Source organism: Nostoc sp. DedSLP04 (assembly GCF_034530775.1).
Taxonomy (GTDB): Bacteria; Cyanobacteriota; Cyanobacteriia; order Cyanobacteriales; family Nostocaceae; genus Nostoc.
The window spans coordinates 24,427-36,562 of the sequence record NZ_JAVRCL010000078.1; the positions used below are offsets into that span (position 1 = coordinate 24,427).

A 12,136-nucleotide genomic window follows, 5' to 3' on the forward strand; every position below is an offset into this window, starting at 1 on the left:
GCATAAATGGCAATGAAACATCAAATTCTAGGGAAATTAGTTGGCAACACTGGTGATCCCAACAATCTGACAATGATTCTCTCTTCGTCCTTTGCTGGTAGACGCGGCGAATTTGTTCGCATCCGCCATCGAGAACGCCAAGAGGAGTCAGAAATTAATGTACTGGGAAGAATTAATAGTATTATCCGAACCAATGTTCTCTACAACTCAGAAATGGGGCAATCACTCACAGATTTAGAACTACTTCCCGGCGCTCAAATTACAGGATAACGAGTAGTTGCCAAACTCGAACTTGTTGGTTACAAAGACCCATACACAGGTCAAATCAAAATTCCTCGCCGTGCGCTTGACCCTGGTGCAAAAGTCGAAACTGTAGACTATCAATTTCTTAGCTCATTCTACGAATTTGATGAACAAACCAGTTTACATATAGGCAATTTAGTAGGTTATGAATCTGGCGACAATATTGTTCCTGTATAGAACCCATTTGACATCTTTTACTGTCTTAAAGTAAAGTTAGCGCAAAAGTCGTATCCAGCAGTCATGCCATACTCTAGCAGCCTCACAGACGAAGAGTGGATAATCCTCGAACCCTTATTGCCTCAGATATTACCGATTAAAAAGCAGACAAGACCGCCTAACTGGACAAAGCGAGAAATTTTGGATGGTATCTTCTATCAACTCAAGAATGGCTGCAATTGGGAAGACTTACCCTTCATACCTACCCCCTTACTCGACGGTATATTGGCATTACAAGCAGTGGCGGGCCGAGGGAGCGATCGATAAACTGATGAGCATCTTACACGCTCAAGTCTGTGAACAGGTTAAAAAAAAGCCAAGTGGACAACGTTGCTGATTATCGACTCTCAAGCGGTAAAAAACACTTGTAATGCCAGCGTTGCATCGAAAGGATATTGTTTGTACAAATCGACTAATGGCATTAAAAGGCATTTAGCAGTTGATACCCTGGGGTTTCCTTTCTTTACTCACTGCACCAAAGCGAATGTATCTGATGATAAGGGTTTGATTGAGATGTTGACTGAAAAAATCGATTATTTCAAGTCAAAACCCGTCAATATTCCCAAAATCACCATCCTGCTAGACCACGGTTATCACCCTGAACATCTTAGGGAGGAGCTACAAAAGGTTTATCCCCAGATCATGACGAAAATCAGGTTTGAACTTTCGGCGAAACCATCGAAACAAGAAAAGAAAGACCAAGGTAAATCTGGGTTTATTCCGGTTGCAGCAAGGTGGGTAATTGAGCGGTCAAATGCTTGGATGGAGAGATGCAAAATTCTCGTCAAGAACTTTGAAAGAACTCTAGCTAATGCGACTACCAAAGTTAATCTTTGTTTTATTCGGCTGATGGTTAAGAGGCTTGCATCCTCTCCTTAGATGTCAAATCGGTTCTATATAATATGGTAGGCCGACCAAGTGATAAACGCGGTAGGCTTGTAGTGGTTGACCTACAAGGTTTAAGCGATACAGCAAAACAAGTTATTACAGCCTTAATTTCTAGTGAAATTCTCCGGGGTGCTGCCAGTAAAACAGACCGCATTCGTCCCTGTTTTTTGGTTTACGAAGAGGGACACAACTTTGCACCCGCAGGTGAAGCAGCAGTAAGTCATCGCATTATTAAGAAGATTGCAGTGAGGGACACAAATTTGGGGTTGGGTTTGCCATTGTTAGCCAGCGCCCTTCAAAACTAGATTCTGATGTCACTTCCCAGTGCAATACTTTAATTGCAATGCGCTTGAAAAACCCAGATGACCAGAGGTTTATTACTAAGACTTCGGACATGGTGAGCAAAGCTGATATCGAGGAATTACCAAGCCTTTCTACTGGGGAAGCCTTGATTTGTGGACGTTCAATTCCTGCACCACTGTTAGTCAAAATTGGTACTAAAGCACTTGTTCATGGTGGGCAATCACCAGAAGTTCTGAATCTATGGGGAAGATTTAATGGCTAATCTCCTGGAAAAGACCATAACAGAATTGCAAAATTTGACAACGGCTCAAGAATTGCTACCAATCTGGACTCAGAATTGGGGAGTTAAAGATTTTAGTTTTTCAATTCACAGTCTGGGAATGACTTTCTTAGCCCTACTAGGCAATTATCTTGGCTATGTAGGAATTGCGGAAGTTCCAGCTTTACAACAAGGAAATTACGCTTATATTGGGGATGATGTGCGCCCAGATACGGTTTGGTTTGACAAAATTAGTCATTCGCCTTTTTTGATTGCTGAGTTTGAGCGTTACAGCAATAAGAACGAACAGTGCAAGTTAGAAGATAAAGCGAAAAACTTACTGCTGGCACAGCATCGTTGGAATGAAACCGCACAGATATTATTGCTGGCTTACTGGAGAAAAACAACTGTTTCACCTCCCAAACGCGCAGACTTACTGCAAATTATTGAAACAGGATTTGAAACTCAGGCAAAAGAGCGAGTGAGAGGCAGCAGTAAAGGGCAGTTCCTCCTGCTCGAATTCGTTATGAGAGAAAACAGCAACAATTTATTGTACCTATCAGATATTATTCTGCGAGAAAACTGATGAGTCGCAAATCTAAATTTTTTATTCCACGCCCTGATCGGCGGTTAGGCGATCGCTATGAACTGCTCGAATGTTTAGGCGATGGTTCTTATGGTTGGGTTTGGCGATCGCAACGCCTAAAAGATAATCAAATTGTGGCGGTAAAAATACCAAAAGAACAAGGGGCAACAAATGAAGAGCTTGCCGAGGGTTCAGCCTTGGTGGGAGCCGAACCTCATCCTAACGTTATTAAAGTTTTTTGGATGGGAAGAGTACCTCCAGAGCGTGAATGGTATCTCATTGAAATGGAATATTTCCCTAGCCTGACCCTATCTCAGTTACTCGATAAGGGAGAGCAAGGATTTGTTGCTAGCTACAAGCGACTTCTCGATATTTACCAACAAGTTTTAGCTGGAGTAGAACATCTTCACCGACTGGGAATGTCCCACGGGGATATTAAACCCCAAAATATTCTTGTCTCTGGAGATCAGGTAAAACTAACTGATTTTGGATGTAGCATATTACCTGATGATATGTATGCCAGAAGCCGCGAAAATGGTGGGACAATTCTTTACTCAGCACCTGAAATAGTTGGTTCCAGTGTAAAAGGACGTAGTGCTGAATCTCTTTTTAAAGCTGACATCTACAGCTTAGGGGTTTTAATTTACCATTTAGTAACAGCGCGATTGCCTCATGATACTTTGAGCCAAGTTGCTCGGCATACACCTTTTCCTCGTCCTCGTGAGATTAACTCTTCAGTTTCACCTGCTTTAGAACATTTTATTTTGCGCTGCCTTGCCTTTGAGCCAGCAAATCGCTGGGAATCACTCTCGGAGATGGCGATCGCATTTAAACGGGTTGCACGTTTCCAGATGGATTACCAACCAATTCGTATCTTGCCACCTCGGCAACAGCCTTCAGAAGATTGGTCAACTCAGACTTTGCGGTTGTTAGAAGCTGGAGCTTACTCTCAAGTAGAAAATGTAGCATATTCAGAGTTTGAAAGTAGCTCAGATCCTCATGCTTTCCTGTTGATGATCACGGCAGCATACAGGGATGGGAGATATTTTGATTGTCTAAGAGATATCGAAGCACATCTATACTTATTAAATCCTGAGTCTCCTGTAAAACGCGACCTTTGTCGTATTACTTTAGCCGCTTATATACAAACTCGGCAAATTCATTCAGCTATTGAAATGGTTGAGAAGTGTTTGGGAATAGAGGGAGAATTACCAGACTTGCTAGTTAAGAAAGCGTCTCTTCTGGGCTTACAGGCTAAGTACGAAGATGCTGCAAAAATTTTGTTATCCTTGAACCGCGAACACCCAAAAAGTCCTGCTATCCTTAAACGCCTTGTCTTGGTCTTTGAACAAATGAGAGATACGGGAAAAGCCACTGCCTTTCTGCGAGCATATTTGAAAATAGCACCAGATGAGCAATGGGCAAAAAACAAGTTGGAGCAACTTAATGCTATTGGTGTTCGTTAATTCTTACTTTTTATTTTGTTCTAGCTGTTTTTCTTCAGAAGTTAACGGCAGATCAAAATGCTTCTTCAAGTAAGAAGTTATTAAACTTACAGTGGTTAAAGATTTGGAAATACGCCCATCAAAAATAATGCGACTCTGAAATTCTGGATTTGAGCGTGACCAATCGATTTGTAGCAACTTGCTTAAAACATTAAGTAATTTTTCTCTCCAATCATCGCTGTGAATGGCTAAAAGACAGGCTCCCAGATGACCTAGCGCTGATAAACTAACAGCGTGGCTACTAATTTTATTTCGACGAATTTCGCCAGCAGTAATACTTCCTTGAAGAACATTTTGCCAATCAGGGATATATTTACTGACTGCATTCCAGTACAAAATGGCTATTTCAATTTGATCTACTAAATCATATTTTTTATGATTTATTAGCAAAGCAACAGTAGCATTTTGAATACTGCTGAGAGTAAACAATTTTTTTGAACGTACTGGTAGAGTATTACGCTGAGTATCTGTAAGATGCCTAAAAACGTTTACTTCAGGTACAATTGCTCTACCCAATATCAATTTATAGTCCCGTTCATCGTAAATTGTTTTATAAAAAGGGTCAGGATAAACTGTCAATCCGTAACGTCTGTATTGTTCACGGTTATATTGTAAATTTTTTAAACCAACATCTGAATAAAAAATTACTTTAATTGTTTGCTCACCAAGTTCTGGCTTTTGATGAAAGGCTAGTTGTAATGCAGCAAGACGATGATCACCTTCAAAGATTTCAATCTTAGCATCCATTGGCACTCTTAAAAAACCGAAATCTTCCGGTACTCCTTCCTTATGAAAAGGTTCAAAGGTAAGTTCTGCATCAACAAATGCTGCAATTTCAACAAAAACCTGATGAATTGGGTTTTCTATAATATAATTGGCAATTTCTGGAATAAACGAATTATCTAGAGCTTGCTGTGCCCGTATTTCTTCTGGTATTTCCTCTTTATTTAAAAAAAATAATTTAGAAATTATTTTAATTGGAAAACTACATATATAAAAACACCTTGTTTCTGTTTTTGCTCTAAGGACTGGAAAAACATATTCAAAATAATGACTCATATTAATATCTTTATTTTCATTAAAATAGCAGATTATATAAGCGTTTTTGTGTTGGTAGATTATTTATGAACCAATAGTATTAGATGTTTTTTCAAGAAATTAGTTTACTTTTAAGTTTGAAAAACATACAAAATAGACATATACCTTACTTAACTAAGCTAAACATTCTTCTTTTAGCATTGATTTGATTACAAATCAGTGTGATTTGTAATCAAATCAATGCTCGTTTCTAGTGTAGCTGAACTGTTCAGCAAGTAAGACTGGCTTTGCTTAGGAATAAATCACCAGTGCAACTGCTCTCAAAAAACTATTTTAAAACCCTTGTGCAGTAAGGCTTTGAGGTTTTAAATTTCAACGGTTTCTCTTCTATTGGGGAAGCCAACAATACGCCTGTGTATTAGCAATCTAATATCTGCAAAGTATGTAAATTTTAGAAAAATTACATACAGTATGTGTTTTTTAAAAATTAGTATGCTATTTTTATATAAGCAAATGCTGTAATAAGCACATAAAGACTATGGCCAAACGTAAAAGAAATAGTCAGATTGACAAACGTATCAGTGAAGGCCGTGGGCAGGGTAAAGGTTATGAGTACAAACCCTGGCTGTTGGTTCAAGATGTGGCATCTCACGGACTGGCAACACGAATTAAGGGTTGGAAAACCAAACGAGTCCACCACTTACACAGCAAGCTTGAACTTAACTATTTCTACGTACTGGAATGGTCGCCTATTGTTTTTGATATTCGAGAGCAATATCCCCTACTACCTCTGGAGGAAACTTTAGCGATCGCAGAACAGAGCGGTATACCTCATCCGAAAGATCCAAAAACTCAAGAACCTATAGTGATTGTCACGGACTTCTGTATCACTGTACGCCAGAATATTGGAGTTACCGAACAAATCCGCACGCTTAAGTCTGCAAAAGATTTGCAATCAGAACGCACAATACAAAGGTTAGAAATTGAACGTCAATACTGGCATTCCAGAGAGATTAATTGGGGAATTGTCACTGAAAATGAAATTGCTGAAACATTCGCCCGAAATGTTCATTGGCTACACCCTTTCCTCAACCTTGAAGATTTATCACCCCTGGCAGAGCCTGATATTTATCGAATTGCAACAGCCTTAACACTGGGAGTAGTCGAAGGCAAAGATTCATTAGCAAACATAGCTGCTGATTGTGATGACAAACTGGGTCTAGCGCCAGGGATCGGACTTTCCGTTGCTCGTCATCTTATTGCCAATCGGCAGTGGGTGGTTGACATGAATCAACCAATTAAACCTAGCCAGCCTTTACTTCTTTTAACCAACCCATTGGTGCAATCACAGGGGTTATGGAGTGTAGGATGAGCCTCCTTGTAAATATGCTGCTGGAGTGGCAAAATACCGATACTGAAATTCATATCGAGCGCGTACTTTGGATTGATCCGTCTGGTACAGATGTGGTGACTATTGAGATTAATAACTCAAAAGCTCTTCCAAAATGGCAAAAATCCAAGGAATTAGAAGCAGCGATCGCTTCTAGAGAAATTCGCATCCTTGAAGTTGATCCATACGCTGGGTTGCTTCGTCCCGAAAATTCGATTTTACAGAATCACCTCAATCGTAGGGATCGGGCATGGGAAGTCATTAGCCCACTGGTTGAGAGAAATACTGAGCTAATGTTTAATCCCCGCGATCGTGGCCCGCTTGTAGAGGCTACAGCCCAAAGCACAGGTTGCATAAAAAAGACTATTTACAATTATTTGCGTCGTTACTGGCAAGGAGGACAAACGAGGAATGCCCTTCTTCCTCTCTTTGATAGGTGTGGTGGAAAGGGTAAAGAAAGGAAACCTTCTAATTTTAAGCGTGGTCGTCCCAGTAAGCTCTCAAAAGCAATGGAGATATCCATTGGAGTCAATGTTGACGATGAAATTAAGAAATACTTTCATCGCGGTATCAAAGCATTTTATGAAAATCGTCAAGGAAGAACTTTAAAAGATGCATTTCAACTGACATTGGAAAAGTTTTTTCATCAAGGCTATGCAATGCAGAATGGGATATTAGTTCCCATGCTACCGCCTGCTACTGAGCTTCCCACATTTGCTCAGTTCCGATACTGGTATGAAAAAGAACGAGACATAACTCAAGAAAAAATTTCGCGTGAAGGTAAGCGTCGATTCAATTCACGTTACAGATATGTACTTGGAGATTCAACCCAAATAGCCTATGGGCCAGGATCAGTCTATCAAATTGATGCCACGATCGGCGACATTTATTTAGTCAGTTCCTTAGACAGAAACCGCATTATTGGTCGTCCTGTCATTTACTTTGTCATCGATACTTTTAGCCGACTCATTACAGGATTTAGCGTAAGTCTAGAAGGCCCGAGTTGGTTAGGTGCTATGTTAGCTCTTGAAAATGTTACTGCTGATAAGGTAGCTTTTTGCAAAGAGTATGACATTGACATTAATGAAAGTGATTGGCCTAGTCATCTCCTTCCTGAAGCCATCCTCGCAGATAGAGGTGAACTCGAAGGTTACAACGCTAATAATCTGGTAAACGTTCTGGACATAGGGGTATCCAATACACCTCCATACAGAGCCGACTGGAAAGGCATTGTGGAGAGAAATTTCCGCCTTAGCAATGACAAGATGATTCGTTGGATACCTGGAGCAGTTCATCGAAAAAGAGAAAGAGGTGACCACGACTATCGCCTGGATGCAATCTTAGACCTTCGGCAGTTCCGGCAACTGATAATCAATTGCATTCTTGACCATAACAAAGAACACCGGATGGACTGGTATCGAATGGACGAGTTCATGATCCAAGAATACGTTGACCCATACCCAATCGAACTCTGGTACTGGGGAGTCCAAAATCGAAGCGGTCATCTGCGCCAAATAGCACCTGATATTGTGCGCTTAAATCTGCTACCAACAGATGAGGCTTCTGTTACTTATCAAGGCATCTACTATAAAGGCCTTTACTACACATGCGAACTAGCTCTACGCGAACAGTGGTTTGTCAAAGCTAGAGTAAATCGCAGATGGAAAATTCCTATTGCATACGATCCTCGTAGGCTTGACATAATTTACTTGCGCCTTGATGACAGTAGAAAATTAGAGCCTTGCCAACTTATCGAGACCCAGAAGACATTTCAGCAACGAGACTGGCACGAAGCCATTGACTACTTTGAACTGCAAAAACAAGCTAAGGAAGCAGCCAAAACTCGCCAATACCAAGCAAAAGCAGATTTCCATGCCCAAATAGACAAAATTGTTGCTGAGGGTAAAGAGCAGACTGAGAAAGCCCTTACTGGACAGAGTAAACAATCGCGCCTCCAAAGCATTCGAGACAATCGCAAGTTGGAGCGTGAGAACGAACGAGAGGTACAAGCATGGCAACTAGGGGTTAAAGAAATTTCTGATCAAGCAGGGCAATTAATTTCAATGCCTTCAGTCACTGAATTAGAAGAGGATGACGAAGGTTATGTAGCTCCACCCAAGCCTATTGATAAGTTACGTAAATTAAGAGAGAAGAGCTGGAACAATGACCAATAGTAATTTGACACCATCTGTCTTGGTTGGTAAAGGGGCAGTTGTAGCAGCTTCATACTGTGACCCTTTAATTGCTAGTTACCAGAATAATCCTTTGATTGAGGCGTTACCAGAAATTCTTGCAGAAGAAGAAGCTATGACGCTTCTAGCACGCTACCCAAGTTATGACCAGAAGGAGCGATCGCTACCAAATCACTTGCGTTTACATTTGGTACAGAACGCACTGCAATTTGTTGAACCTCTTCCAATTCATGTGGATTTGGAACAGCGTTTATCACGCATGATTCGATCTGGGTATCAAGCACGCAATCCATTAACACCAGAGTTTAAGAGAGATTTCCAAAAGCGAATCAATACTCTGAGTTCTAGTGAAATTACTTCAACTCATCTGCGCTCAACAGCCACAGGTTTCACAATTATTGGTATTAGTGGTGTCGGTAAGACAACTGCTGTGGAAGCAATTTTGTCTCTTTATCCCCAAATTATTATTCATAGCCACTATAAAGGACAAAATTTTACATTGATGCAAATTGTTTGGCTAAAGTTGGATTGCCCTTTTGATGGCTCTATTAAAGGATTGTGTTTAAATTTCTTCCAAGCGGTTGATGACCTTTTGGGAACTAATTACTCAAAAAACTATAGTGGCCATCGCTTTACAGTCGATCAATTGATACCAAACATTGCTCGTATAGCTTCACTACACTGCATTGGAGTATTGGTAATCGATGAAATTCAACACTTAAGCGAAGCTAAAAGTGGTGGCTCACGCAAAATGCTCAATTTCTTTGTCCAATTAGTCAATACCATTGGTATTCCTGTTGTTCTCGTAGGAACTTATAAAGCGATGTCTATTTTGAGTGGCGAGTTTCGCCAAATCCGTCGCGGTAGTGGTCAAGGCGATCTAGTTTGGGACAGAATGGCAGAGGATGATGTGTGGGAATTGTTTGTCGAATCACTTTGGCGATACCAGTATGTCCGAAAACCTATTCCATTAAAGCCAGAGTTAAGTCATACCCTGTATGAAGTAACCCAGGGAATTACTGATTTTGCCGTTAAGGTTTATATGTTGGCGCAGATTCGGGCGATCGCTACAGAGAAAGAAACCGTAACCGAAAGCATTATTCGATCTGTTGCAAAGGACAGCCTTCGTCTAGCTCAACCGATTCTATCAGCGTTAAAAACAGGTAACATCCAATTACTGCAAAGAGTAGAGGATGTTTATCCTATCGATCTTAATTCTTTCTTAGAAGCATCTCAAAATAGTTCACAAGTTATAGGTAAAATTCGTTCTTCACCCGTAATTAAAAAAAGTCTGGTAAATGATCAAGAACATGTCAGCACTAATCCTCAAAATTTAGCTTTTGACTCTTCTACTTCAGAATTAGCGAACAATCTAACAGATGTTTCAATTCCTACCCATACTGAAACGAATAAGAACCAGAAGAAATCTCGTAACACAGCTACAGTAAATAATGGCTTAGTTAAGGTTGTAGCTCTTGGTGCAAAAAAAAGAATTAGTGCTTATGAAGCTCTTAAACTAGAAGGCTATGTCCGATCTGCTACTGAATATCTTTAAAAGGAAATTGCAGTATGATTGGTTTTTTTCCCGATCCTTATCCAGATGAAGTGCTTTACAGCATTTGTGCTCGGTACCAAGATAGGGTGAAATATGAAAATGCTCAAATTACAATGAGGGAATTGTTTGGATACGACGAAGCAGTAGCCACTATCGACTTCCCAAAACGTCTCAATTACCTTATTAAGGTTCTACCGCAAGGACATCACTATACAGTTGAACAGTTAATTAACAACCATACATTACTACCTTTTTATAGCCCTTTTTGCCCACCTGAGCGAGTGCATCTTGTTCGAGAACATATGAAAGGTGACAAAAAATTTGCAATTCATTTTCACTTAGGTGTCTTAAGCATACCAAGAAAAACTTGGATGCGGTTCTGTCCCTTGTGTGCAGTAGAGGACAAAAGGCAGTTTGGCGAATACTATTGGCATCGCCTTCATCAAGTACCTGGTGTAGAGGTATGTCCAATCCATGCTGTTTTTTTAGAAGAAAGTAATGTACGCATACGTGAACAGACAAAAGTTTATGAGTTCATATCAGCAGAGAAACAGGTATGCCCAACCTTACCTCGTTGGCTTAATCTGTCAAATACTGAGCATGAAGCTCTTCTCAAGATTGCTCGTGATGCTGCTTGGCTACTGAAGCAAAATGATTTAAACCCAGGTTTAGAATCTTTACATAAAAGATATATTAAAGTGTTAGTTGAAAAAGGTTTGGTAACTCACAAAGGAACTGTTTATAAACGTAAAATGATAGAACAATTTAATAATTTTTATTCTTCTGATTTTTTGAATTCACTTCACTGCGAAATAGACTATAAAAGTAAAAATCCCCTACCGTGGATAATTTTAGTAGTGAGGAAGGCTTTAGGTATGGTAAAGCATCCCATACGGCATTTGTTAGTCATCCACTTTATTGGATACACGGCTGAAGAATTTTTTAATTTATCTGATAAGTGGAAACCTTTTGGTGACAAGCCCTGGCCATGCCTTAATCCTGTTTGTGATAACTTCCAGAAGTTATGTATAGAAGAGTGTCAAATTAGTTATAGCTATAAGCGTAAGTCTAAACCTCCCGTAGGAAAGTTTTGCTGTACCTGTGGCTTCACCTATTATCGTGTAGGCCCTGACCTTTGTGCAGAAGATATATTTCGCTATAACAGAGTAGAGTCTTACGGAACAATATGGGAAATGGCTCTGAAAAATCTATGGGAAGATTTAGAAATCAGCCTCAGGGAGATAGGACGCCGTCTGGGAATTAGCAAAGACGCAATTAAATCTCAAGCGATTCGTTTAGGTTTACCATTACCCCGTCTAAGCTCCAAGCCGACAAGAATAGATAAAAGGCTACTGCATAGCTTAAGTAATTCTCAGTCTCAAGAACAGAATAAACTGGAAACTTATCGAAGCCAATGGTTATCTTTGATAGAAGCAAACCCCAATGCTAATCGGGAATTTCTTATAAATAAACTTTCAGGCATTCATAAGTGGCTTGCAAGATACGATTCTGAGTGGCTGGAAGCACATAAGCCACCACGCAAAAGAGTGAAGGTTGTACCAACAGTTCGCGTTAACTGGGAAAAGCGTGATGCTGAGTGGACATCTGCATTAATAGCTTCCGCCTCACGCATGAAAAATTCTCCTGGACACTTAGTAAGAATCACAAAAAATCGACTCTGTAAAGATATTGGTCAAACATCAACTATTCGCGAAAATCTCAATAAGCTACCATTAACATGCCAAACATTAACAGAATTGGCTGAAAGCTACGATGAGTTTGCTATTCGGAAAATTTTACGGGTAGCAGAGTGCTTTCGCCAGGAAAATATACATCCAACAAGTAAGCAATAGACATGTCCTTAAAACAAAAGTTATGGAAAAATGATACAGAAATAAAAA

Annotated in this window: 12 protein-coding genes; 11 read left to right on the forward strand and 1 reads right to left on the reverse strand. The window is 40.0% G+C overall.

The annotated features are described in order from the left end of the window. The first annotated feature begins 12 nt into the window (after nucleotides 1–12). From RMX89_RS30535 to RMX89_RS30565, 7 genes are all read left to right on the forward strand, one after another. Nucleotides 13–270 carry a hypothetical protein gene (locus RMX89_RS30535; protein ID WP_322691576.1) on the forward strand — a complete coding sequence of 86 codons (258 nt, stop codon included), beginning with the start codon at nucleotides 13–15 and terminating at the stop codon, nucleotides 268–270. A 273-nt stretch (nucleotides 271–543) separates the two neighbouring features. After that, nucleotides 544–786 (forward strand): transposase, encoded by a 243-nt coding sequence (locus RMX89_RS30540; RefSeq protein ID WP_322691577.1) that lies wholly within the window; start codon nucleotides 544–546, stop codon nucleotides 784–786. A 63-nt stretch (nucleotides 787–849) separates the two neighbouring features. Further along, nucleotides 850–1,398 carry a transposase gene (locus tag RMX89_RS30545; protein WP_322691578.1) on the forward strand — a complete coding sequence of 183 codons (549 nt, stop codon included), beginning with the start codon at nucleotides 850–852 and terminating at the stop codon, nucleotides 1,396–1,398. A 23-nt stretch (nucleotides 1,399–1,421) separates the two neighbouring features. Beyond that, complete coding sequence (locus RMX89_RS30550) at nucleotides 1,422–1,712, forward strand: hypothetical protein (protein WP_322691579.1); 291 nt, start codon at nucleotides 1,422–1,424, stop codon at nucleotides 1,710–1,712. Between the two features lie 38 nt (nucleotides 1,713–1,750). Further along, nucleotides 1,751–1,972 (forward strand): hypothetical protein, encoded by a 222-nt coding sequence (locus RMX89_RS30555; RefSeq protein WP_322691580.1) that lies wholly within the window; start codon nucleotides 1,751–1,753, stop codon nucleotides 1,970–1,972. Then, nucleotides 1,965–2,555 carry a hypothetical protein gene (locus RMX89_RS30560; protein ID WP_322691581.1) on the forward strand — a complete coding sequence of 197 codons (591 nt, stop codon included), beginning with the start codon at nucleotides 1,965–1,967 and terminating at the stop codon, nucleotides 2,553–2,555. The genes RMX89_RS30555 and RMX89_RS30560 overlap by 8 nt, the downstream gene beginning before the upstream one ends. Further along, a complete protein-coding gene (locus RMX89_RS30565; protein ID WP_322691582.1) occupies nucleotides 2,555–4,021 on the forward strand; it encodes a protein kinase domain-containing protein in 1,467 nt (488 codons plus the stop codon). The genes RMX89_RS30560 and RMX89_RS30565 overlap by 1 nt, the downstream gene beginning before the upstream one ends. Nucleotides 4,022–4,024: 3 nt before the next feature. Here RMX89_RS30565 and RMX89_RS30570 read toward each other — a convergent pair whose 3' ends face one another. Beyond that, a complete protein-coding gene (locus RMX89_RS30570; protein ID WP_322691583.1) occupies nucleotides 4,025–5,119 on the reverse strand; it encodes a DNA sulfur modification protein DndB in 1,095 nt (364 codons plus the stop codon). A 517-nt stretch (nucleotides 5,120–5,636) separates the two neighbouring features. On the opposite strand from RMX89_RS30570, the gene RMX89_RS30575 reads away from it, so the two are divergent. From RMX89_RS30575 to RMX89_RS30590, 4 genes are read left to right on the forward strand one after another with little or no spacing between them, the layout of a single operon-like run. After that, the gene (locus RMX89_RS30575; protein WP_322691584.1) at nucleotides 5,637–6,470 is read left to right on the forward strand and encodes a TnsA endonuclease N-terminal domain-containing protein; all 834 of its coding nucleotides are present in this window, start codon (nucleotides 5,637–5,639) and stop codon (nucleotides 6,468–6,470) included. Continuing rightward, nucleotides 6,467–8,662 carry a Mu transposase C-terminal domain-containing protein gene (locus RMX89_RS30580; protein WP_322691585.1) on the forward strand — a complete coding sequence of 732 codons (2,196 nt, stop codon included), beginning with the start codon at nucleotides 6,467–6,469 and terminating at the stop codon, nucleotides 8,660–8,662. The genes RMX89_RS30575 and RMX89_RS30580 overlap by 4 nt, the downstream gene beginning before the upstream one ends. Then, the gene (locus RMX89_RS30585; protein WP_322691586.1) at nucleotides 8,652–10,235 is read left to right on the forward strand and encodes an ATP-binding protein; all 1,584 of its coding nucleotides are present in this window, start codon (nucleotides 8,652–8,654) and stop codon (nucleotides 10,233–10,235) included. The genes RMX89_RS30580 and RMX89_RS30585 overlap by 11 nt, the downstream gene beginning before the upstream one ends. A gap of 14 nt (nucleotides 10,236–10,249) precedes the next feature. After that, entirely contained in the window at nucleotides 10,250–12,088 is a 1,839-nt protein-coding gene (locus RMX89_RS30590) for a TnsD family Tn7-like transposition protein (RefSeq protein WP_322691587.1), read from the forward strand. Nucleotides 12,089–12,136: the final 48 nt, after the last annotated feature.